Source organism: Betaproteobacteria bacterium (genome assembly GCA_016720065.1).
Lineage (GTDB): Bacteria > Pseudomonadota > Gammaproteobacteria > Burkholderiales > Rhodocyclaceae > SSSZ01.
On record JADJXY010000002.1, the window covers coordinates 2838340 to 2859783 of the forward strand.

The following is a 21444-nucleotide window of genomic DNA, read 5'->3' on the forward strand; positions in this document are numbered from 1 at the left end:
TTCCTATTCGAGGGAGAAATTGATCGGCACCACCACCGAGGACTCGATGGCTTCCTCACCCCGGCGGGCGGGGACGAAGCGCCAGCGCTGCACCGCTTCCCGGGCGGCGGCGTCGAGGCGCGGAAAGCCGCTGGATTGCTTCACTTCCACCTCCAGGGCGCTGCCTTCGGCGCTGACACGCACCTTGAGGAGCACCTTGCCCTCCTCGCCGTTGCGACGGGCGATGGCCGGGTAGATGGGCTTGGGGTTGTGCAGATAGTCGGCGTCGAAACGGGCCGCCACCACGGGCAGGGGAACGGGGGGCGCCGGGGGGGCGGCGATGGGCGCGGGGGGTGGCGCCGGCGGCTGGGCGGGCACGACGAAGCTCGCGGGGGCCTCGGCCTTGGGGGCGGCGGCCAGGATGGGCTGCGGCGCCGGCGGCGGCGTCTTGCGCAGCGGCACCTGGGGCTTGGGCGGTGGGGGCGGCGGTTCGGGCTTTTTCTCTTCCAGCAAGGGCAGGAGGCGCACGGCGATGCTGGGCGGCAGGGTGAGGATTTCCTGCCGCACCGAAACCACCAGGGCACCCCACAGAAGAAGGCCGTGCAGGGCGACCACCAGGGCCCAGCGCAGCGCCCGCTCAACCGCGCTGGGCGGCGCTTCGGCAATGTGCAGGGGCGGCAGGGTGGCGGCGGCCATAGGCGCTGGGGCGGAGGGGCGGGGAAAATCAGTCATTGCTGATCTTGATCCCGGTCAAAAATGATTTGAAAACAAAGCATTGGAGGCGCGCATTCTAGGGGGGTCGCGGGGTTTCTCCGATGCGACACGTTGTCGCAGGCCCTGGCCCCGCGGGAACACCAAGCGCGTTGTCTTTTGCCGGGGGCGCCCCCATAATTCGGGCATGGCTGTAATTCCGGCAAGTCGGAAGCGTTTCGGACGCGGGTTCGATTCCCGCCACCTCCACCACAGGGGGGGTGTACTGGTTTCGACGGGGCGATTGAGGATGAGCAGGCAGCTCGAGAGGCGACGGACGTAATCCGCGCAAATCCATAATTGCCAATGATGAGCAATTCGCTATCGCTGCCTAAACAGCATAGCTGGGGCCGCTGAAGCCTTATAACTCAAGACAGCCGGCGGGGACTTCGGTCCCCGTCGTCAATTGCGCAGCCCGATCAGCCCGGCGCCAGCCCGTGTTCCGCAAACCAGGCCAGCAGGCGCCTCCAGCCGTCTTCGGCGGGCTCCTTGCGGTAGCTGGGCCGGTAGTCGGCGTGGAAGGCGTGGGGAGCATCGGCATAGACCTCGATGCGGGACTTGCCCCCTGCCGCCGCCAGGGCCTGGCGCATGGCCTCGACGCTATCGAGGGGAATTCCGGCATCCTGACCCCCATACAGACCCAGCACGGGCGCCGCCACCTGGGCGGCGATATCCACCGGATAGCGGGGGGTAATCTCGTTGGCCGGGCCGGTCAGCCGGCCGTACCAGGCAACCCCGGCCCTGAGCGCGGGGTTGTGGGCGGCGTAGAGCCAGGTGATGCGCCCGCCCCAGCAGAAACCGGTGATGCCCAGACGTGCCGTATCGGCGCCCTGGGTTGCGGCCCAGGCGACGCAGGCGTCCAGGTCGGCCAGCACCTGGGCATCGGGAGTCTTGCTGGTGATCTTGGCGAGTATGTCGGGAATGGTGGCGTACTGGCGCGGGTCGCCCTGGCGGGCAAAAAGCTCGGGGGCGATGGCGCAGTAGCCCAGCCTGGCGAGGCGGCGGCAGACATCCTGGATATATTCGTGCACGCCGAAAATCTCGCTCACCACCAGGATCACCGGGGCCTTCCTGGCCCCCTCGGGCTGCGCCCGGTAGGCGATCATCTCGCCTCCCCGCACCCCGATCTTGACCGGCCCGGCCTGCAGTCCGGCAGAGTCGGTCAGGATGGCTGTCTGGGCCGCCACCGGCTGCACCGCCAGGGCGAAGCCGGCGCCGAGACCGGTCACGAGAAAGGCGCGGCGATCAAAGGTCTGGGTGGGAAGCAGGCTGGCAATATCGGTTTCGAGCAGGGTCATGGCGGCCTCCTGGGGGGACGAGTGACATCAGCACGATGTCGATTGGGTAGGGTGCAGGGCAATAATTTCCGTGAATATCCATTAGATGCGGTACGCCAACCTGAACCCATCCGTCGTTCGCTACCCGTCTGCTTAGCCACACCCCACGGACTCCAGAAGGACCATATGCGACCACTTGGGTCGAATGTAACGCGTTACGCAGTTTCCTTAAACAGCATGCCGCAGCGTTGGACCCAAGCGATATTGTCGCAGCCCAACAGAATCAAGCATGCGCGTGATTTTCAGGTTCTACGGAAAGGCGCAAACCAACCGTCTTGAGGACGGCGACCAATGTCTTGAGCGTTGGGTTGCCCTTCGGCGAGAGCGCGCGATAAAGCGATTCCCTGCTGATGCCGGCCTCTGCTGCCACCGCGCCCAGGCCGCCATAGGCTTCCGCCACGGTGCGCAGTGCGAGCAGTCCTGCGGCCCGGTCGTTGGGATCGTCGAGGGATTCCATCGCCGCCTTCAGATATTCCACCGCCAGTTCCCGGTCGGCGCGCAGTTCGGTGACTTCCGCCTCGTGGTGCGATACCGCACCTTTCCACCCTGCTCATGGCCCTGACCCTGACCCTCATCGCCCTGGCCGCCCGTTTCGCGGCGGACATCTTCGAGCCCACGTATCTGGAAACGCTGACGGGGCGGGGGAGCGGGCCATCTTTCCGACCCGGGAGGACCCGCAGCGCCTGGACATGCTGCGCGACCTGGAGCCGAAAGAGCGGCGCCTGATGTCGCGGCTGTGGACGGAGATCAAGGTGAAAGAGCCAGGCCCACCTGGACGGCCCGGACCAGGGACAGGAGGCCGAAGCCCCTGTCCCGAACGGGAACTCAGGCCCGTCCGCCGCGACGCTGGCGGTCGCCCGGCCGCTCATTGTCCCTGCCGCGGGGCCGCTCGCTGGCTTCCCGGGCAAGAATGAGTTCGCCGTCGAGGGCACCAAGCTTCTCGCGCTTCTCGGGCTTTTGGGGCTTCTCCGGACGCTCGGCCCGGGCGACCGTGGAGTCGCCGCCGTAGGTCTGGAGCGCCGTAGCCGGCAGGCTCAGGGAGAGCAGAAGGGAAGAGGCGGCGAGGGAAAGCAGGGTCTTGGTCATTTGGAATCTCCTTGTTTCGGTTTCTCGGTTGGATCGGGGTTGCGGGAGCGGGAAGCTTGACTCCCCTCCGCGCAAGCCATCTCACGCATTCCCCGTGCCAGGGAGGCCACGTTTCACAACCGATTGATTAATCTCCAGTTTATTGTTTTGAGCCGCAAATACAGGGCCTGACTTGGGCCGACAAGGGTCATTTGCCCGTCCAGGCGGGGGATATGCCCCAGCCATGGACCCCCTTTGGATTCGCCGGCCGCAGGCCGAAATCACGCCACAGGCTTGCACCCGACCGCGCTGCGACTCAAGCGGCTAGTGGTCAGTCAGATAGGTTTGCGTCGATGCCGAGGCGCGCGCATCCGCGCCCCGATCGCGCGAAGCGAACCGCAGCCATAGCCGAAGCTATGGCGAGGATGAGCGACGAGCGGGGATGCGGGGCGTGCCGAACATAGCTGAACCTATGTGACTGACTACTAGTGGTCTGCTTCGTAATTGGCGGAACACGATGAAAGCGCCGGATTTGCGTTTCTGGCTAGGCGCCGCAGTTGGCAACCTCGGCAGCGATAGCCGAAGCTATCGCGAGGATGAGCAACAACGCCAGGAGCGCAAAGACAAGCTTTCATGTTTCGTTAATTGCGAAGCAGACCACTAGTTGGGCAACCCCTGGCCCTTGCGGCCAAGGCCGTGCTTGTCGATGCGGTAGCGCAGGGTATCGCGGGAAATGCCCAGGAGACGGGCCGCGTGGGTGACGTTCCAATGGCTCCGCTCCAGCGCCTGGGACAGCATTTCCCGTTCGATCTGATCCAGGGTGCTGCCACCGGCCAGGGTCAGGGGGGCGGCGGGAGGCGGTGGCGCAGGGGTCCGGGCCGGCTCTCCGCCCAGAAGGGCGCAAAACGGGAGCCCGGCCGCCTCGATGACCGGACCCTCTGCGAGCAGGACCGCCTGTTCGACGGCGTTGCGCAGTTCCCGCACGTTGCCGGGCCAGCCATAGGCGAGCAAGGCCCGCTCCGCGCCGGGAGCGAAGGCCAGCCCCGGCTTGCGATAGCGGGTGCTGTGCAGGGCGAGGAAGTGCCGCGCCAGATGCAGCACATCCTCGCCGCGTTCCCGCAGGGGAGGGACGGCCAGCTCGACGATGCGCAGGCGGAAATAGAGGTCGGAGCGGAAGCGCCCTTCCCCCACCAATTTTTCCAGAGGTTGGTGCGTTGCAGCGATGATGCGCACATTGACCCGCTGGTCGCGGATGCTGCCCAGGCGCCGCACGGTCTTCTCCTCCAGAAGCTTCAGCAGCTTGACCTGAAGCGCCGGTTCCATGTCGCCGATTTCGTCCAGGAACAGGGTGCCGCCGTCGGCCGCTTCGACCAGGCCGATCTTGCGCTCCCGGGCGTCGGTGAAAGCGCCCTTCTCGTGGCCGAAGAGTTCGGCTTCGAGCAGGGTGGCCGGGATCGAACCGCAGTTGAGTTCGATGAAAGGCCCCTTGGCCCGGGGTCCGTCGTGGTGCAGAGCCCGGGCCACCAGTTCCTTCCCGGTCCCGGTTTCGCCGGAAACGAGCACTGCCGGGGGCTCGTCGTCCCCCAGGGCCGCTTCGGCCTCGCCCAGGCGGGCCAGGGTATTGCGCAGCTTCTGCATGGCGGCGGACTCGCCCAGGAGGGCCGCGACACCGTGACCGCGAAAATCCCGCTCGCGGTAGTAGGCGAGGGCGGTTTCGGAACGTTGGCCGCCCACCACCTTTTCGATGGCCAGGCGCAACTTGCTCAGCACCAGGGGCTTGGTGAGGAAATCGACGGCCCCCAGCTTCATGGCCTCGACCGCCAGATCGACGCTCCCCTGGCCGGTGAGCATGATGACCGGAATGCCGCCGCCCAGGCTCTTCAGGATGGCGAGGAATTCGAGCCCGTTACGGCCGGGAAGCTGGTAGTCGAGCAGGATGACATCGGGCCGGAACTCGGCGATCAGGCGTTCGCCTTCCTCGGCACTTTCGGCGGTGCGCACCTCGTAGCCGGAGCGCTCGAGGTAGAGACGGATGTTCTTGGCGAGGACGGTTTCGTCATCGATGATCAGGATTCCGGCGGCCATGATCTACTCCCAGACCGGCAGATGCAGGCGAACGAGGGTTCCCTTGCCGGGGACGCTCTCCAGATCCACCGCACCGCCGAAGCGCTCGACCAGGCGGCGCACCAGGGGAAGCCCCAGACCAAGTCCCTTGGGCTTGGTGGTGTAGAAGGGCTTGAAGACGCGGCTGGCTTCGGCGGGGGTGATGCCGGGGCCGTCGTCCCGCACTTCCGCGATGCATTCCGCGCCCTGGCGGTGGCCGGCCAGGACGATGTGACCCGGACCCGTCATGGCTTCGCCGGCATTGACCACCAGGCTGCCCAGCATCTGGGTCAGCAGGGCACCGTCGCCCCGCACGGTCGGCAGATCCGGGGCGGCCTCGACGCTGACGCGGATGCCACGCCGCTCCAGATCGCGCCGGTAGGTCTCGGCCACCTCGGAGAACAGAGTGGCGAGGTCCACCGGCCCCAGGGCCGCATGGGCCGGCTTGGCGTAGGTGAGCAATTGGCGCACCCAGCCTTCGAGGCGATCGACCTGGGCAACGATATCCTGGGCGCACTCCCGGGCCTGGTCGGGGAGGGGGCTCTCCAGGGCGAGTTCGGCTGAGGAGCGGATGGCAGCGAGGGGATTGCGCAGGCCGTGGGCCACGGCCGACCCCATCTCGCCCACCACCGCGAGGGATTCCGATTCCACCAGCCGGTCGCCCTGAATTTCGATGATGCGCTGGGCGCGCCAGACGATCCAGAATAGCGCTGCATAGAGAAAGGCCGCAGCTACCACCGCCGCCAGCCAGATCAGGCGGCGCCCCTCCGCAAGGGTTTCGAACAGGTCTGCCGGCACCTTGTACAGTTCGACGACCCCCACGATGCGGCGTCCGTGCACGTCGAAGATCGGCACGTAACTCTCGACGAACTGCTTGTGCCCGTCGCCCAGGTGCTGGTGCTCCGACTTGACGAGATGGCCGGGGTCGACGACGCCGCTATGGACGACCAGATCGGCCCCCAGCGCCTCCTCCAATTCTTCATTGCGCTCGAAACGCTTGCCGATGAGGCCCGCGTCGCTGGACCAGACCATGCGTCGATCCGCCGAATAGACGTTGATGCGCAGCACCCCGGGAATACGATTCACATGGCCGAGGAAATCCTGGAAGGGCTGGGTGCCCGCGCCGGTGGCGCCGCTGAAGAAGTCGTAGGCGTTCTCCGTCGCCACGATGCTGCGGACGAAGCCCGCGGTGATCTCGGCGTCCTGGCGGATCATCCGGTCGGTGAGAAAGCTGGCCAGCGCCCACGCAGCAACGGCACTCACGGTGACCACCGACGCCAGGGTCGTGAGCGAGAACCAGCGAATCAGATTGAAGTCATCGGGCAAGCGAGCGCCAATACGGGCCATTTTCTCTCTCCAGCATTGCGCTTGACCGACAGCGCAACGTCCATCAGGCTAGGCGTCAGTCACGTCGGTTCGGCACAATGTACGGCGCCGCTCACCCTCGCCATGGCTCGGGGCATGGCTGCGGTTCACCGCGCGCGATCCGGGCGCGGATGCGCCTCGGCATTGACCCAAACCTGTTTGACTGACTCCTGGAACTATTCAACCGCGGCTCCCCCGCCGCGCCCATTCTCGTGACCTGGCTGTGCAAACATGTTTTTCTTGCGTTTTATTCCCTCCATTATCCTCCTCCCGGCGCGCCTGGTGTTTGCCCTCCTTGCACTGGCACCCCTGGGCGCATCCGGCCAGACCACCGTGAGCCTCAATCTGGACTACGCCGAAGGCAAGTACGGCGAACGTGAGCGCTCGACCGCCTGGACGCTGCCCCTCATCTTCAAACATCAGGCCGGGCCTTGGGTGTGGAAACTTCATCTTCCCTACGTACGCGCAACGGGCACGGCGAGCGCCGGCGGCGACCGATTCAGTCCCGTCCGCCAGACCCAGGAGGGTTTCGGCGATCTCACCGCAACCGTGCTCCACGAGATCATCGACCAGGGAGACGAGGGACTGCAGGCCGACCTCGGCTTCAAGGCCAAGCTCGCCACCGCGGCCCGGCGCAACGATCTGATCACGACGGGGCGCAACGATTACTCGCTGCTGGTCGACCTCCTGCAACCCCTGGGCGATGCCCGGGCCACGGTGACCCTGGGCCGAACCTACAAAGAGGATCCCGAGGGCGTCGATTACCGCAACCCCTGGTTCGGCTCCCTGGGCATTGGACACAGGTTTGGGGGAAATTCCGAAATCGGTGCTTATTACGACTACCGCCAGGCCCTGACCGGCGGCGGTTCCCCGGTCAGCGAGGCCACACTGTACGCGGAATGGCGTTTCGGTCCGGGCTACAAGGGTCAGGTTTATCTGGTCAAAGGCTTTGCGGACGCCAGTCCGGACTTCGGCGCCGGCCTGACGCTGAGCGTGCGCTTCGACTAGCCCGGAACATGAGTTTTCGCAGCCCGGATGTCCTTTCCCGCTACCTCGCCCTGGCGTGGTGCGGACTGCTCATTTACGCCAGCCTCCACCCCTTTTCCGGCTGGCGCGATACGGGGGCTTCGGCCTTTGCCTTCCTTGAGGCGGGCTGGCCCCGCTACTGGACAGCTTTCGACCTTGCGACCAATGTCGCCGTCTACATCCCCTTGGGATTTCTGTGTGCCCTCGCCCTGATCCGACTGCCGGGCCGCTGGACGGGAGCGGTACTGGCTACGCTCATCGCCGCGAGCCTCAGCTTTGCCCTGGAGTGCATCCAGACCTGGCTGCCCTCTCGCGTACCGTCCAACGTGGACTTCGCCTGCAACGCGGCGGGGGGGCTGCTGGGGGCGGTGCTCGGCACCCGGAGCGGTCCCCGCCTCTTCACCCGCATCAAGCACTGGCAGCAAGGACTGTTCGTGTCGCTGAGGCACAGCGAATTTGGCCTCACCTTGCTGGCACTCTGGCTGCTCATCCCCCTCTCGCCGGAAATCCTCCTCTTCGGTGCGGGAGACCTGCGGCATACCCTCGGTCTCCCGGGGGCAGTCCCCTTTGCAGCGCCCAGCTTCATTCTGATCGAAGCGGCGGTCACCGCCTGCAACCTGCTCGCCGTTGGACTGGTGGCAGCCCTGCTCGCCGCGCGCCTGAGCATCGCCTACGGTCTGGCCGCTGCGCTCCTGCTGCTGGGACTGGTGGTACGCACCTTGGCGGCAGCCATCCTGGTCGGCCCCGGCGAGGCCCTGGCCTGGTTCACCCCCGGGGCTCAACTGGGCCTTCCCGTCGGCACCGCCCTTCTGGTCCTGACCCTGCCGCTGCCCCAGATCGGTCGCCAGATGGTCTCCGCCATGGCCCTCATGGCGGCCACCGTACTGGTCAATCTGGCGCCACCCAATCCCTATTCCGCCGCCGCCCTGGCCGTATGGAGCCAGGGGCACTTCCTCAACTTCAACGGGCTCACCCGCCTGGTCGCCACCCTGTGGCCCTTCCTGGCCCTGCCGTTCATCCTGCTCTCCGGGCGACGCCTCTGAGTTCTCCGGCCGGGGCGCCGGCGGGTTAGCACCGGGGGAAACGTTTCAGAGGTCCGGGGCAGAAGGGATGCGAGGCATCTGTAAGCGGTCACCCGGGGTTTCCCGCATAATGAGCCCCCCACAGGAGGCCCCCATGAGCCACTTCAAATATCACGTCTTTTTTTGCTGCAACCAGCGCGACCCCGGCGAGATCTGCTGCAATGCCCACGGCGCTTCGGAGGTGCAGACCTACGCGAAGGACCGCGTCGCCAAGCTGAAGTTGAAGGGCCCGGGCAAGGTGCGCATCAACAAGGCCGGCTGCCTGGATCGCTGCGACCAGGGCCCGGTGATGGTGGTTTACCCCGAGGCCGTCTGGTACACCTACGTGGATAAGGAAGATGTGGAGGAAATCATCCAGGAACACCTGATCCACGGCCGCGTGGTGGAGCGCCTCAAGATATGAAGGTCGTGGAAGAGAAAATCCTGGTCGATGGCCCGGCCGGACGCATCGAGGTCATCATGGAGAAGCCCGATGCCCCGCGGGGCATCGCCCTGGTGGCCCACCCGCATCCCATCGGGGGCGGTGCCAATACCAACAAGGTGGCCTACACCCTGGCCCGCACCTTCGTCAGCCTGGGCTACGCCGCCTTCCGCCCCAACTTCAGAGGCGTCGGCGGCAGCGAGGGGGAGCACGACGAGGGCGTCGGCGAAACCGACGACCTGCTGGCGGTGCTGCACGACGCCCGGTGCCGCTGCGGCGACCTGGCGGTGGCCCTGGCCGGCTTTTCCTTCGGCGCCTATTGCCAGACCCGGGTCGCCAGACGCCTGGCCGAATCCGGCCATCCTGCCCAGCGCCTGGTTCTGGTCGGTACGGCGGCCGGCTTCGTGGAAGGGACCCGCCGCTACGACACCGAAGCCGTGCCCCACGACACCCTCGTCATCCACGGCTCGGCGGATGAAACGGTGCCGCTCCAGAACGTGCTGGACTGGGCTCTTCCCCTGGACCTGCCGGTGGTGGTGGTGCCCGGCGCCGACCACTTCTTCCACCGTCGGCTGCACCTCATCCGCGATATCGTCACCCGGGCCTGGCGGCACTGAGGGCCGGAAGAGACGGGGCCTCGCGCAGCGGGGCCCCGGACGTCACTGGGGTTGCGGATCGGCCTCGGCAGGGGTCGGGGCCGGCGTCAGCCAGCGTTGCAGGGCCTCGGCGTTGAGGGGCGGGCTGAAGTAGTAGCCCTGCGCCAGACGGCAGTCGAGGGCGTCGAGGAAATCCCGTTGTGCCTCGGTTTCAACGCCTTCGGCCAGCACTTCGAGATGAAGATTGCGGGCCATGGCGACGATGGTGCGGACGATTTCCTCGTCCGCCCCCTCTCCCGGAACATCGCGCACGAAGCTGCGGTCGATCTTGAGCTTATCCACCCGGAAGCGCTTGAGGTAGGCCAGCGACGAGTAGCCGGTGCCGAAGTCGTCGATGGCCAGGCGCAGCCCCAGGGCCTTGAGCGCCACCAGCCGGGATTCGGCCTCGTCCCCCAGGGCGACCAGGGCGTTCTCGGTAATTTCGAGCTCCAGCACGGCGGCGGGCAGGCCGGTTTCGGCCAGGGCGGCCGCAACCTCATCCACCAGGCAGGGATTGCGCAACTGCACGGGCGAGAGATTGACCGCCAGGGTATCCAGGGCATAACCCGCCTTGCGCCAGGCACTGACCTGGGCGCAGGCCCGGCGCAGCACCCAGCCGCCCAGGGGCATGATGAGACCGGTTTCCTCGGCGTGGGGAATGAAGCGGTCGGGCGGCACCCGCGGCTCGCCGGGGGGTTGCCAGCGCACCAGGGCCTCGACGCCAACCGTGCGCCGGTCGCAGAGATCGACCAGGGGCTGGTAGTCGAGGGTGAATTCCTCCGCCGTGAGGGCCCGGCGCAGGGCCGCGTCCAGGGCCAGATGGCGGCTGGCCTCCTGGCCCAGGGCCTCGGTGTAGAAGTGATAGTGGCCGCGGCCGGAATCCTTGACGTGATAGAGGGCCGCGTCGGCGTAGCGCACCAGTTCGTGGGGATCCCGGCTGTCGGCGGGATACATGCTGATGCCGATGCTGCAGCCGAGATAGACGGACTGGCCGGAATCCAGCTCGATGGCGGTGCGCAGGTGATCCACCAGGAGCTGGGCGACGCTGGCCGCATCCTCCGGCGAATTCAGCGCTTCCAGGAGCACGACGAATTCATCGCCGCCCAGGCGGGCGAGGGTATCGGATTCACGCAGGCGGCTCTTCAGCCGCCGGGCAACCTTTTGCAGGACCTCGTCCCCCACCGGATGCCCGAGGCTGTCATTGACGTGCTTGAAGCGGTCCAGATCGATGAAGAGCACCGCACCGCCGCGGCCGCTGCGTTCGCCGTGGGCCACGGCATGCTCGATGCGCGACAGGAGCAGAAGCCGATTGGGCAGGCTGGTGAGGACGTCATGGTGGGCCAGGAATTCCATCTCCGCCTCGGATTCCTTGATGCGCGAGATGTCGGTAAAGACGCCGACGTAACTGGTGGGTTCACCCTTTTCGTCGAAAACGGTGCTGATGGTCAGCCACTCGGGGTACACGGAGCCATCCTTGCGCCGATTCCACAGCTCGCCCTGCCAGCTTCCGGTCTCGGCCAGGGAATGCCACATGGCCTGATAGAAGGCCGCGTCGTGGTGGGTGGATTTGAGCAGGCTGTTGCTGCGGCCCTGGGCCTCGGCCGCGCTGTAACCGGTAATGGCGGTGAAGGCCGGATTGACCGCCACGATGGTGCCCTTGAGATCGGTGAGGACGATGCCCTCCCGGGTGTTGCGGAAAATCGCCTCGGCCCGCCGCAAGCCCTCCTCGGCCCGCTTGCGCTCGGTGATGTCGCGGGTGACGCCGAGAAGCCCGGTGCAGCATCCCGCCTCGTCACGCAACGGGGCCATGTGGGTCTCCATCCAGCGGGGAGTGCCCTTCAGGCCGGTGATCTCGAATTCCAGGCGGCCGCTCTCGCCCTCGGCCACTTTCCCGGCCAGGGCCGCAAAGGCGGGCCGGTACGGCGCCTGCACCAGTCGGGTCACGTCGAAGCCGCGCACCTGCTCCAGGGATTCGGCCTCGATCATGGCCAGCCCGGCCCGGTTCATGGACTCCAGGCGACCGTCCAGGGTCAGCACCTTCACGCATTCCGGCTCGGCGTCGATGATGGCGTGCAAGCGGGCCTCGCTCTCCCGCAGCCGGCCGGCACTTTCCTCCAGCGCCCTCTGCTGGCGTTTCTTTTCGGTGATGTCGCGGGAGGCGCAGTAGGCCAGGTTGCGACCGTCCAGGTGAAAGAAGGTGACGCTGATTTCCACGTCCTGCAGGCTGCCGTCCCGGCGCCGGTGGATGGTCTCGATGGTGACGTCGGTCCCGGCGGCAAAATTGCGCGGCAGGATGTCGTTCAGCAGGGTGTCGGCGTCGAACTGGGCGTTCCAGTCCGTCACGTTCATGGACGCCACTTCCTCCGGGGTCCGGTCCAGCATGGCGGCAAACTGGCGATTGGCCTCCACCACCCGCCCCTGCTCGTCGAGGATGGTGATGCCGTCGCTGGCGCTCTCCAGAAACATGCGGTTGCGCGCCGCCTCGGCGACCACGCGCTCGACCAGGCGCAGGAGCAGCACGGCCGCCACGACGGAGAAGAGGGCGAAGGCACCGACCAGCAGCCCGGTGCGGCGGACTTCCTCCTGCCACGATCCCAGGTAGTCCTGCGCCGCCACGCCGACGGTGACCATCAAGGGCGCCCGGTCGAGCCGGCGCAGGGTGGTGACCCGCTCCAGGCCATCCACCGCCACCCGCGAGCGATAGGTGGCTTCGGTCACGCCGGATTCCGCCAGGCGGCGCAGTTCCGGCGATACGACGGTGTTCCCCGGCTGACTGGTTTCCGCCGCGCCCGTATCGGGATGGCGGGCGAGAAAGCCGAGGTCGGCGGTGCGCAGGGTGATGATGCCGCGGGGCCCCGCGTCGAAGGCGGTGAACAGGCGGGCGACTTCGCCCAGGGGAACCGAGCCGTAGGCGATGCCGGCGAAGCGACCGGCAGAATCCTCGTAGCGGCGGGAAAAGGTGATTACCCAGCGCCCCAGGATGCGTCCGAAGATGGGCTGCGACATGACCAGGCCGGCTTTGGCATCCGCCGCCAGGGTCTGGAAATAGGGGCGGTCCGCCAGATTGACCGGATGGGCTGCATCCACCCCCGGACCGTGGATCACCCGGCCGGCGGCGTCCGTGACGCGGATTCCCGCCGCCACCGGAACCCGCTCCGCATGGCGGCGCAGCAGGGCATCGACTGCGGGTCCGTCCAGGCCGCCGGAAGCCTCTTGGTGCTCCAGCTCATCCGTGATGGCCAGCAGGCTGTGATCGATGCGGTCCACGGCGCTGGTCACCGCCTGATCGATGGCCAGGGCCAGGGTCTGCGAACGGGCCTCAGCCCGTTGCTCGTACAACTGCCGGCTCTGGCCGACGAACCAGCCGGCCAGGGCAACCATGATGGCGTTGGCGATCAGGCAGCCGAAAATGACGAGCAATCGATGACGGTCTACGGGCAGCACATCCCGACCCCCGAAAAGGCTATTACTTTCATCATAGACGCTTTTTCATGGCGACGGTTCATGAGGGCCAGCGCAAGCCTCGGATAGAATGACTTTCCGCGTCACCCCCCGTACCCATGCCCTCTCCGCCTCCCGCCTCGCCTGCCCTGGAAGTCGCCCACCTCAGCAAGCGCTTCGCGACGACCCGGGTGGTAGACGATCTCTCCTTCCGGGTCGCAGGGGGCAGCTGTTTCGGCCTGCTGGGCCCCAACGGGGCGGGCAAGACGACGACGCTGCGCCTGTGCCTGGGACTCGCGACGCCGGACGGCGGCAGCATCCACCTGGGCGGGCACTCGATTCCCGCCGCCGCCGCTACGGCCCGGGCCCGGGTCGGCGTGGTGCCCCAGTTCGACAATCTCGATCCGGATTTCACCGCGGCCGAGAATCTGCTCGTCTTCGGCCGCTACTTCGCCCTAGACGACGCGACGATCCGCGCTCGCATTCCCGGTCTGCTCGAATTCGCGGGCCTTTCCGGCAAGGCCGATGCCCGCATCGCCACCCTGTCCGGCGGCATGAAGCGCCGCCTGACCCTGGCCCGCGCGCTGGTGAATGACCCGGACATCGTCTTCCTCGACGAGCCCACCACCGGACTCGATCCCCAGGCACGCCACCTCATCTGGCAGCGCCTCAAAGAGCTCAAGTCCCGCGGCAAGACGCTCATCCTCACCACCCACTTCATGGACGAGGCGGAGCGCCTGTGCGACCGCCTGCTCATCCTGGACCGGGGCCGCGCCATCGCAGAGGGCAGCCCGCGGGATCTCATCGAGGCCCGGGTCGAGCCGCAGGTGATCGAAGTCTACGACGAGGCGGGGGGCGACCTCGACCGCTTCGTCGCCGCCCACCGGCCTCTGGCCGGCAGGGTCGAGACCAGCGGCGAAACGGCTTTCTTTTACTGCCGCGATGCGCAGGCCCTGCTCGCCGCCCTGGCGGGGCGGGCAGGACTGCGCTACATCCACCGCGCCGCCAATCTGGAAGACGTGTTCATCCAATTGACCGGGCGGGAGTTGCGCGATTGATTCCTTCGCCGAATTCGCGGAGCGCCCCCATGAACCTCACCTCCCTGATTGGCTGGCTTCCCGTCTGGCGGCGCAACTTCCTGGTCTGGAGGAAGCTGGCCATCCCGTCGATCCTGGGCAATCTGGCCGACCCGCTGATCTATATGCTCGGCCTCGGCTACGGCCTGGGCGCCCTGCTGCCGCCCCTCGACGGGCAGCCCTACGTCGCCTTCCTGGCCGCCGGCACGGTGTGCGCCTCGACCATGAACGCCGCCACCTTCGAGGCGCTGTATTCGGCCTTTTCGCGCATGCACGTGCAGAAGACCTGGGACGGCATCCTCAACACGCCGCGCAGCCTGGCCGACGTGGTGGCCGGAGAACTGTTCTGGGCGGCGACCAAATCGCTCTTTTCCGGCGCGGCTATCCTGGCCGTCGTCGCGGCCCTGGGACTGGCCCACGGCTGGATCGCCCTGTGGGCGCTGCCGGCGGTCGTCCTCACCGGCCTGGCCTTCGCCGCTCTGGGGCTGATCTGGAACGCCCTGGCGCCGTCCTACGATTTCTTCATGTATTACTTCACCCTCTTCATCACGCCCATGACCCTCATTTCCGGGGTCTTCTTTCCTGCCGATCAGTTGCCCGGCTGGCTGACGGCCATCGGCACGGCGCTGCCCCTGGCCCAGGGGGTCGCCCTGGTGCGCCCCCTGCTCGCCGGGCAGGCGCCGCCGGACGCCCTGCTCCACGCCATGATCCTGCTGGCCACCGCAGGGCTCGCCTTCGTCATCGCCCTCAAGCTCACCCGCCGCAGGCTCCTCAAGTAGAATTCCGCGATGCAGAACCTTGTCGTCCTGACCAATTGCCCCGATAGGGACAGCGCCGCCGCCATCGCCCGGGAAATCGTCGAGGCGCGCCTCGCCGCCTGCGTCAATATCCTCGCCCCCTGCCACAGCATCTACCGCTGGCAGGGCCGCGTAGACGAGGCAGAGGAGGTGCCCATGCTCATCAAGACCACCGCTGCCCGCTATCCGGCCCTGGAAGAGGCCCTGCGTCGACTGCATCCCTACGAGGTCCCCGAAATCATTGCCCTGCCCATTGCCTCCGGTTTGCCGGCCTATCTGAACTGGCTGGCGGCGGAGACCGTCGAATCATGATGCTGCGTCTATTGCTCCTCCTGCTGGCCTTCCTGGCGCTGCCCGCGACGGGTGAGGAATTCCTCGACCCCGCCGTAGCCTTCAAGCCCAGCGTGCGCGCCGTGGATGGCCGCACGATCGAGGTCGAATTCCACATCGCCCCGGGCTACTACCTCTACCGCGACAAGTTCCGCTTCAGCGTCGAGGACGATGCCGCCCGCACCGGCACGCCGGTCTTCCCCCCAGGCAAGGAGAAGGAAGACGAGACCTTCGGCCGCATGGTGGTCTATTACGACGCCGTGGCTGTCACCGTGCCGGTGGAACGCAGTTCCCCCGGCGAGCTCCCCCTGCGCCTCAAGGTCACCTCCCAGGGCTGCGCCGACGCGGGGGTGTGCTATCCGCCCCAAAGCCACATCCTGGCGGTCACCCTGCCGTCTCCGGACGCGCCGCCGGCCCCCAAGTCCGCCGCCGGCAGCGAAACCGGCCGCATCGCCCAGGCCCTCAAGCACGCGGGTTTCTGGGGCAACCTGGCCTTTTTCTTCGTGGCCGGCCTGGGCTTGGCGCTGACGCCCTGCGTCTTCCCCATGATTCCCATCCTGTCCGGCATCATCGCCGGTCAGGGGCATCGGGCCAGTCACGCCCGGGGCTTCGCCCTTTCGCTGGCTTACGTCCTGGGCATGGCACTGACCTACGCCGCCGCGGGGGTCGCCGCCGGCCTCAGCGGCACCCTGATCTCCAGCGCCCTGCAGAATCCCTGGGTGCTGGGCAGCTTCGCCGCCGTTTTTGTGGTGCTTTCGCTGTCCATGTTCGGCTTCTACGAACTGCAATTGCCCACCGCCCTGCAAAGCAAGCTGTCGCAGGAGGCGGGCCACCTCCAGGGCGGCCGCGGGGTCGGCGTGTTTTTGATGGGCGCCCTGTCCGCTCTCATCGTCGGCCCCTGTGTTGCGGCTCCCCTGGCCGGGGCGCTGCTCTACATCGGCCAGACCGGCGACGCCGTCCTGGGCGGCGCGGCACTTTTCGTCATGGCCCTGGGCATGGGGGTTCCGCTCATCGCTGTCGGGCTGTCCGCCGGCAGCCTGCTGCCCCGCACCGGCCCCTGGATGGAGGCGGTGAAGAAGGCCTTCGGCGTCGTTCTGCTGGCCACTGCCGTCTGGCTGGTGGGCCCGGTCATCCCCGCAGCCGCGCAGATGCTGGCCTGGGCCGTGCTGCTCATCATTCCGGCCATCTTCCTGCACGCCCTCGACCCGCTGCCGCCGACGGCCAAGGGCTGGCAGCGCTTCTGGAAGGGCATCGGCATCGTCATGCTGCTCACCGGCGCGGCGCTGCTGGTCGGAGCCCTGGCCGGCGGGCGTGACCCCCTGCAGCCCCTGGCCAGCCTGCGCGGTCAGGCGGTGGCGGCGGAAACACCCCACCTGCCGTTCCAGCGGGTCGCCACCGTGGACGAGCTTGACGCCCGCCTCAAGGCTGCCGCAAAACCTGTGATGCTCGATTTTTATGCCGACTGGTGCGTCTCATGCAAGGAGATGGAACGCTTCACCTTCGCCGATGCGGGAGTGCGGGAGCGGCTGAAGGGTTTCGAACTGCTGCAGGCCGACGTGACGGCCAATTCCGACGCCGACAAGGCGCTGCTGGCCCGTTTCGGGCTGTTCGGTCCACCGGGAATCATCTTCTTCGACCCCGCCGGCCGCGAACTGGCCAACCTGCGGGTCGTGGGCTACAAGGACGCGGCGGCCTTCGCCGCCGTCGTCGATCAGGCCCGACGGGGCGGCTGATCCGCCCCACCAGCGCTTACTTGTGCTTGGCGTCGATTTCGTAGACGTTCTTCTGCACCAGACGCTGCACCAGGGTATCGAGAGTCAGGCCCCCTGAAGCCCCCTGCTTGAAGCCCAGGACCGAGGTGGACTTGGCGCCCAGCTCCATTTTTTCCTCGCTGTAGCCGGTGGCCACCTGCTCGGTGGTGTTGGCGTTGATGAGCTTGTAGCGCATGCCGATGATCCACACCCCGGTGGATTCCTCGGTCTTCACCGATCCTACCGCCACCCCGGCGGCGGCCGATCCGCGGGAACCCCCGGCGATGGCGACGACGGACCCCAGGGCCGCACCGTCGAAGCCCTGGGTGGCCTGGGCCACGGGTTCCGCCTTCAGGATGTCGAATTTCAGAATCCACTTGGTGGTCTTGAATTTGCCCTTCTGCAGCACCTTGCGCGCGGCCTGAGGGTTGCCCATGGTGTAGGCCAGGGTGAATTCGTTGAGCAGGGGGCCCAGGTCGGCCCGCTCCAGCACCTTGAAGTTAGCTTTGCCGAGTTCGAGTTCGGCGTAGTCGGCGATGTTGTTGGGGCCGAATTTCTGGGTGAAGGAGGCGTTGCTGCTCTTGATTTCCCCCGGGATGACGATGATCGTCGGCCCCTTCTTGTGGGCATTGCTGTATTCGATGGGTTTGTACATGGCCTTGTCGGCCATGGCGTTGGCCTGCTGCGAAGTGCTGCTGCCCGCAGTGGGGGAGGGGTTGTTGGCGTCGGCGGGGTTGCTGCTGCCAGTGGTCTGACAGGCGGCTAGGGCGACGACGGAACCGAGGACGCACAGGGCGCGGCAAAGGGGGGTCTTGACGAAAGGCATGATGATTTCCCTGGGATTTGACTCGTTGAAGGGCTGATTCTGAATGAATGGCCCCCCCTGGGCAAGGACCGATTTCACACGAAGGTATCCCAGGCGAAACGGGCGATGAGGGCTCCGGCGACGACGAGAAAAGCCCGCCGCACGAAGGCACTGCCGTGGCGCAGGGCAAGGCGGGAACCGAGCAGGGAACCGGCGCCGTTGCACAAGGCCATGGCCAGGGCCAGCAAGGGAATCCACTGGCCGTGGGGTACGAAGTAGGCCAGGGCGGCGAGGTTGGTGGCCACGTTAACGACCTTGGCCGCGGCCGAGGCGTGCAGGAAATCGAATCCGAAGCCGCGCACGAAGAGAAAGATGAGGAAACTGCCCGTCCCGGGTCCGAAAAATCCGTCGTAGAAGCCGATGACTGCGCCGAGGGCGCCCGCCAGAGCGATCTCCCGGGCGCCCCGGTGGGCCGGCTGGTGGATTTCGCCCAGCTGCGGCCGGCGCCACACGTGAAATGCCGTGGCCACCAGCAGCACGAGGATCAGGGGCCGCAGGGCTTCCCGGGGCAACCAGGCCACCGCCATCGCCCCCAGGTAGGAAAAGGCGAAGGCGACGGCCGCCGCCGGCAGGACGGTGCGCCAGGGCATGACGATACGGCGGGCGTAGCGCCAGGCGGCGCCGGAAGTGCCCACCACGCTGGCCCCCTTGTTGGTGCCGAACAGGGTTGCCGGCGCCTCGCCGGGAAGGGCGGCGAACAGGGCGGGAATCTGGATCAGTCCGCCGCCACCCACGACCGCATCCACCGCCCCGGCCAGGAATGCGGCCGGCAGCAGGAAGAGGAGCGGGGCGAGGGGGAATTCGGGCATGGGCGGAGGGATGGGCTGCGCGATCCACCGGGGGCCGCCCAGGGCTGTATTATCCTGAAAACCTCAGCCGACCGCTTTTCGCTGCCCCGAACGCCATGTGCCCCGGACCTCTGCGCCAATCCAAATCGCTCGCCCTCAGGGCGACTGCGCTCCGTGGGCGCTGGCCGGGATGCCTGACCTGCGCTTTGTCGACGCGCCACTGAGGAACGGACCATCAGCGCCAGCCCGCGCACGACACCCGATCGCTCCACGGCCATGCACCCGACGCAATCCGCTACCGACCACTCCGGAGTCGCCCACTGGCTGCGGCGGCAAGCGCGCATCCAGCGTTTCGCCGGGCTGACCCTGGCCGCTTCGATCACCCCGGGGGCCTACGACGCGGCCACCCGGGGGGCCGTCGCCCAGGCCCTGTGCGCCGCGGCCTGGCAGACCCTGCCCGGCTACTTTCTCGCCAGCATCCTGCTGGGGGGCGTGCTCACCCACGTCTTCGCGGTGACGGCAGCGAGCTACGGCCTCTCGCATCTGGCCCTGGAAGCGGTGGTCCGGCTTTACGTCATGGAACTGCTTCCCTTGGCTGCGGCGCTCTTCGTGGCCCTGCGGGCCATCCCCGCCACCCTGCTGCGCCTGCTCAGAACGCTCCCCACACCGGCCCGCCAGCCCACAGGAGAAGTGGTCGCTTACTTTGTCGGAAACTTCCTGGCAGTATGGGTTCTCGCCATCGTCAGCAGCGTGGCTACCCTGGTCGTCGCTTACCCGGTCCTGCACGGGGCGACCTTCTGGGCTCTGGAGGGCTACGCCCGGGTGGTGGGGCAGGTCTTCTCTCCTCTGGCCGCGGCGGGCCTGGCGATCAAGTTGCTTTTCTTTTCCGGGGCCGTCGCCCTTTCGCCCCTGGCCCTGCTGTCGGATACCGCCCCGCTGGAACGCGGCGCAGCCGAGGTGCGGGCCATCGCCCGCCTGCTGCTTTTCCTGGTGCTCATCGAAGGCTGTTCCCTGGCGCTGAGAATCAATTAGCATTGCAGCATGAGCGCAGCCAAATCTCCTCCCCTCATCCCCCACGCCCATGCCAAGGCGGTGCTCCTTGTGGCGCTCACCCTTGCGGTGCTGGGGGTCTTCGCTTTCTTCGTCATGACCGCCCGGGGAGTCTTCGAGGAGACTCAGTCCCTGGTCCTGGTGGCAGACAATTCCGAGGGCGTTGCGGTGGGGATGGACCTCAGCTTCTCCGGTTTTCCCATCGGCCGCGTGCGTCGGGTCGAGCTGGCAGAGGACGCCAAGGCCCACATCCACGTCGAGATTCCGGTGAAGGATGCGCGCTGGTTGCGCACTTCTTCCGTATTCACTCTGGAGCGGGGGCTGGTGGGAGGAACCCGCCTGCGCGCCTTCAGCGGAGTTCTCGACGACCCGCCCCTGGCCGACGGCGCTCGCCGGGACGTCCTGATCGGCGACGTGGCCGAGCGCATTCCCCAGGTTCTCGGGAGTGTGCAGGCGCTCCTCAAGCAACTCGAGCACCTGTCGGCGGCGGACGGTTCCTTGGCCCGCAGCCTGGACAACGTGCAGGCGCTGACCGCAGCCATGAACGGCCGCCACGGGGTGCTCACCGGCCTTCTGGGCAGCGAGGGGGATGCCCGCCGGGTGATCGAGGCCCTGGAGCGCACCAACCGCCTGTTGGCCCAGACCGAGACCCAGCTTTACGGTCCCCAGGGCCTGGCCGACGAGGCGCGGCGCACGGCCGGCGAGTTACGGGCCGTCCTGGGCGAAGCCCGGACGAATCTGGAGAAGCTGGATCGCATCCTGGCCGACGTGGGGCGCATCGCCAGCAACGCGCGGGGGGCGAGCGAGGATCTGGATGTGCTGCGGGCCGAAGTCGAGGCCAGCCTGCGGCGGGTGTCGGGCCTGGTCGAGGAGGTCAATCGCAAATGGCCCTTCGCCCGCGAAAGGGACTTGAAGCTGCCGTGAAGCCCTTGCTCCCTTTGACTGCCCTGCTTGCCCTGGGCCTCGCGGCCTGTGCCGGGGGGCCGGTGGCGCCGGACTGGCAGGCCGACGCCCACCAGGCCCTCAGCGCCTACACCCGGGCCTATCTGGAAGGGCGGGACCGCGCCGCCACGCAGGAATTGACCCTGGCCCGCCGCGCCGTGGCCCGTACCGGCAACCCGAACGCCCTCGCAGCGGTGGAGTTGAAGGCCTGTGCGCTGCGCTTCGCGAGTCTGGGTGGGGGCGATTGCCCAGGTTTCGCACCGCTGGCTGCCGACGCCGACGCGGCGTCCCGCGCCTACGGGGCCTATCTCGCCGGGTCGGATCCGGGTGCAGATCCGGCGCTTCTTCCCCCGGACCAGGCGGCAGTGCTGCGGGGCAGCCTGCAATCCGACGGACTCCCTTCGGTCGCCGATCCGCTGTCGCGCCTGGTGGTGGCGGCGGCGCTCCTCCGTGCCGGCCGCCTCTCGCCCCAGGGAATCGCCCATGCCATAGAGACGGCAGGACAGCAGGGCTGGGCTCGCCCCCTGGCTGCGTGGTTGAGCTTCGACCGCGATCGTCTGCGCGCGGCCGGGGACGAGGCCGGCGCAGCAGCGCGGCAGCGGCGCCTGGACATCACCCTGGGCGCTCCACGCTGATCCGCG

The 21444-nt window shown here is 67.4% G+C and carries 20 protein-coding genes and 1 other RNA gene; 12 read left to right on the forward strand and 9 right to left on the reverse strand.

Features of this window, described 5'->3' with window-relative positions; all coding sequences use genetic code 11:
• Positions 1 to 3: 3 nt before the first annotated feature.
• A complete protein-coding gene (locus IPM73_16585; GenBank protein ID MBK8919611.1) occupies positions 4 to 675 on the reverse strand; it encodes a TonB family protein in 672 nt (223 codons plus the stop codon).
• 153 nt (positions 676 to 828) lie between these two features.
• Here IPM73_16585 and ssrA point away from each other — a divergent pair.
• Positions 829 to 1134, forward strand: a transfer-messenger RNA (tmRNA) gene (gene ssrA, locus IPM73_16590).
• Between the two features lie 14 nt (positions 1135 to 1148).
• Here ssrA and IPM73_16595 read toward each other — a convergent pair.
• From IPM73_16595 to IPM73_16615, 5 genes are all read right to left on the reverse strand, one after another.
• Positions 1149 to 2027: a dienelactone hydrolase family protein gene (locus IPM73_16595; protein ID MBK8919612.1), complete on the reverse strand. Its 879-nt coding sequence runs from the start codon at positions 2025 to 2027 to the stop codon at positions 1149 to 1151.
• Positions 2028 to 2289: 262 nt separating this feature from the next.
• Complete coding sequence (locus IPM73_16600) at positions 2290 to 2568, reverse strand: putative addiction module antidote protein (protein ID MBK8919613.1); 279 nt, start codon at positions 2566 to 2568, stop codon at positions 2290 to 2292.
• A 323-nt stretch (positions 2569 to 2891) separates the two neighbouring features.
• Positions 2892 to 3152: a hypothetical protein gene (locus IPM73_16605; GenBank protein MBK8919614.1), complete on the reverse strand. Its 261-nt coding sequence runs from the start codon at positions 3150 to 3152 to the stop codon at positions 2892 to 2894.
• Positions 3153 to 3791: 639 nt separating this feature from the next.
• Positions 3792 to 5216 (reverse strand): sigma-54-dependent Fis family transcriptional regulator, encoded by a 1425-nt coding sequence (locus tag IPM73_16610; GenBank protein ID MBK8919615.1) that lies wholly within the window; start codon positions 5214 to 5216, stop codon positions 3792 to 3794.
• Positions 5217 to 5219: 3 nt separating this feature from the next.
• Positions 5220 to 6581: a two-component sensor histidine kinase gene (locus tag IPM73_16615; protein ID MBK8919616.1), complete on the reverse strand. Its 1362-nt coding sequence runs from the start codon at positions 6579 to 6581 to the stop codon at positions 5220 to 5222.
• A gap of 300 nt (positions 6582 to 6881) precedes the next feature.
• Here IPM73_16615 and IPM73_16620 point away from each other — a divergent pair, with 300 nt between their 5' ends.
• The 4 genes from IPM73_16620 (at position 6882) to IPM73_16635 (ending at position 9745) form a co-directional block, all read left to right on the forward strand.
• On the forward strand, positions 6882 to 7607 hold the full coding sequence (locus IPM73_16620) for a hypothetical protein (GenBank protein ID MBK8919617.1): 726 nt from the start codon (positions 6882 to 6884) through the stop codon (positions 7605 to 7607).
• Between the two features lie 8 nt (positions 7608 to 7615).
• Positions 7616 to 8668, forward strand: a complete 1053-nt coding sequence (locus IPM73_16625) for a VanZ family protein (GenBank protein MBK8919618.1) — start codon at positions 7616 to 7618, stop codon at positions 8666 to 8668.
• A gap of 133 nt (positions 8669 to 8801) precedes the next feature.
• The gene (locus IPM73_16630) at positions 8802 to 9110 is read left to right on the forward strand and encodes an NAD(P)H-dependent oxidoreductase subunit E (protein ID MBK8919619.1); all 309 of its coding nucleotides are present in this window, start codon (positions 8802 to 8804) and stop codon (positions 9108 to 9110) included.
• Positions 9107 to 9745 (forward strand): alpha/beta hydrolase, encoded by a 639-nt coding sequence (locus tag IPM73_16635; protein ID MBK8919620.1) that lies wholly within the window; start codon positions 9107 to 9109, stop codon positions 9743 to 9745. Before IPM73_16630 ends, IPM73_16635 begins: the two co-directional genes overlap by 4 nt.
• Positions 9746 to 9787: 42 nt before the next feature.
• Here IPM73_16635 and IPM73_16640 read toward each other — a convergent pair whose 3' ends face one another.
• The gene (locus IPM73_16640) at positions 9788 to 13183 is read right to left on the reverse strand and encodes an EAL domain-containing protein (protein ID MBK8919621.1); all 3396 of its coding nucleotides are present in this window, start codon (positions 13181 to 13183) and stop codon (positions 9788 to 9790) included.
• A gap of 140 nt (positions 13184 to 13323) precedes the next feature.
• Between IPM73_16640 and IPM73_16645 the strand changes: the two genes are divergently transcribed.
• The 4 genes from IPM73_16645 to dsbD are packed head-to-tail and all read left to right on the forward strand — an operon-like array spanning position 13324 to position 17140.
• Positions 13324 to 14262: an ATP-binding cassette domain-containing protein gene (locus IPM73_16645; protein MBK8919622.1), complete on the forward strand. Its 939-nt coding sequence runs from the start codon at positions 13324 to 13326 to the stop codon at positions 14260 to 14262.
• Between the two features lie 29 nt (positions 14263 to 14291).
• A complete protein-coding gene (locus tag IPM73_16650; protein MBK8919623.1) occupies positions 14292 to 15059 on the forward strand; it encodes an ABC transporter permease in 768 nt (255 codons plus the stop codon).
• A 9-nt stretch (positions 15060 to 15068) separates the two neighbouring features.
• A complete protein-coding gene (locus IPM73_16655; protein ID MBK8919624.1) occupies positions 15069 to 15389 on the forward strand; it encodes a divalent-cation tolerance protein CutA in 321 nt (106 codons plus the stop codon).
• Entirely contained in the window at positions 15386 to 17140 is a 1755-nt protein-coding gene (gene dsbD / locus IPM73_16660; protein ID MBK8919625.1) for a protein-disulfide reductase DsbD, read from the forward strand. The genes IPM73_16655 and dsbD overlap by 4 nt, the downstream gene beginning before the upstream one ends.
• Before the next feature lie 16 nt (positions 17141 to 17156).
• Here the strand turns inward: dsbD and IPM73_16665 are convergent, their stop codons facing one another.
• Together IPM73_16665 and IPM73_16670 are read right to left on the reverse strand one after the other, a co-directional pair.
• On the reverse strand, positions 17157 to 17984 hold the full coding sequence (locus IPM73_16665; GenBank protein ID MBK8919626.1) for a hypothetical protein: 828 nt from the start codon (positions 17982 to 17984) through the stop codon (positions 17157 to 17159).
• Positions 17985 to 18058: 74 nt separating this feature from the next.
• A complete protein-coding gene (locus IPM73_16670; GenBank protein ID MBK8919627.1) occupies positions 18059 to 18832 on the reverse strand; it encodes a TSUP family transporter in 774 nt (257 codons plus the stop codon).
• A gap of 255 nt (positions 18833 to 19087) precedes the next feature.
• Between IPM73_16670 and IPM73_16675 the strand changes: the two genes are divergently transcribed.
• Genes IPM73_16675 through IPM73_16685 form a run of 3 tightly spaced genes read left to right on the forward strand, consistent with a single transcriptional unit; the run spans position 19088 to position 21438 of the window.
• On the forward strand, positions 19088 to 19843 hold the full coding sequence (locus IPM73_16675) for an ABC transporter permease (protein ID MBK8919628.1): 756 nt from the start codon (positions 19088 to 19090) through the stop codon (positions 19841 to 19843).
• 9 nt (positions 19844 to 19852) lie between these two features.
• Positions 19853 to 20785, forward strand: a complete 933-nt coding sequence (locus tag IPM73_16680; protein MBK8919629.1) for an MCE family protein — start codon at positions 19853 to 19855, stop codon at positions 20783 to 20785.
• Positions 20782 to 21438, forward strand: coding sequence for a hypothetical protein (locus IPM73_16685; GenBank protein MBK8919630.1), 657 nt, complete (start codon positions 20782 to 20784; stop codon positions 21436 to 21438). The genes IPM73_16680 and IPM73_16685 overlap by 4 nt, the downstream gene beginning before the upstream one ends.
• The last annotated feature ends 6 nt before the right edge of the window (positions 21439 to 21444 follow it).

Excerpts from the sequence above, each read along its gene's own strand:
- IPM73_16585 (MBK8919611.1), bottom strand. The coding sequence starts at position 675 with ATGGCCGCCGCCACCCTGCCGCCCCTGCACATTGCCGAAGCGCCGCCC.
- IPM73_16595 (MBK8919612.1), bottom strand. The coding sequence starts at position 2,027 with ATGACCCTGCTCGAAACCGATATTGCCAGCCTGCTTCCCACCCAGACC.
- IPM73_16605 (MBK8919614.1), bottom strand. The coding sequence starts at position 3,152 with ATGACCAAGACCCTGCTTTCCCTCGCCGCCTCTTCCCTTCTGCTCTCC.
- IPM73_16610 (MBK8919615.1), bottom strand. The coding sequence starts at position 5,216 with ATGGCCGCCGGAATCCTGATCATCGATGACGAAACCGTCCTCGCCAAG.
- IPM73_16615 (MBK8919616.1), bottom strand. The coding sequence starts at position 6,581 with ATGGCCCGTATTGGCGCTCGCTTGCCCGATGACTTCAATCTGATTCGC.
- IPM73_16625 (MBK8919618.1), top strand. The coding sequence starts at position 7,616 with ATGAGTTTTCGCAGCCCGGATGTCCTTTCCCGCTACCTCGCCCTGGCG.
- IPM73_16630 (MBK8919619.1), top strand. The coding sequence starts at position 8,802 with ATGAGCCACTTCAAATATCACGTCTTTTTTTGCTGCAACCAGCGCGAC.
- IPM73_16635 (MBK8919620.1), top strand. The coding sequence starts at position 9,107 with ATGAAGGTCGTGGAAGAGAAAATCCTGGTCGATGGCCCGGCCGGACGC.
- IPM73_16645 (MBK8919622.1), top strand. The coding sequence starts at position 13,324 with ATGCCCTCTCCGCCTCCCGCCTCGCCTGCCCTGGAAGTCGCCCACCTC.
- IPM73_16650 (MBK8919623.1), top strand. The coding sequence starts at position 14,292 with ATGAACCTCACCTCCCTGATTGGCTGGCTTCCCGTCTGGCGGCGCAAC.
- IPM73_16655 (MBK8919624.1), top strand. The coding sequence starts at position 15,069 with ATGCAGAACCTTGTCGTCCTGACCAATTGCCCCGATAGGGACAGCGCC.
- dsbD (MBK8919625.1), top strand. The coding sequence starts at position 15,386 with ATGATGCTGCGTCTATTGCTCCTCCTGCTGGCCTTCCTGGCGCTGCCC.
- IPM73_16665 (MBK8919626.1), bottom strand. The coding sequence starts at position 17,984 with ATGCCTTTCGTCAAGACCCCCCTTTGCCGCGCCCTGTGCGTCCTCGGT.
- IPM73_16670 (MBK8919627.1), bottom strand. The coding sequence starts at position 18,832 with ATGCCCGAATTCCCCCTCGCCCCGCTCCTCTTCCTGCTGCCGGCCGCA.
- IPM73_16675 (MBK8919628.1), top strand. The coding sequence starts at position 19,088 with ATGCACCCGACGCAATCCGCTACCGACCACTCCGGAGTCGCCCACTGG.
- IPM73_16680 (MBK8919629.1), top strand. The coding sequence starts at position 19,853 with ATGAGCGCAGCCAAATCTCCTCCCCTCATCCCCCACGCCCATGCCAAG.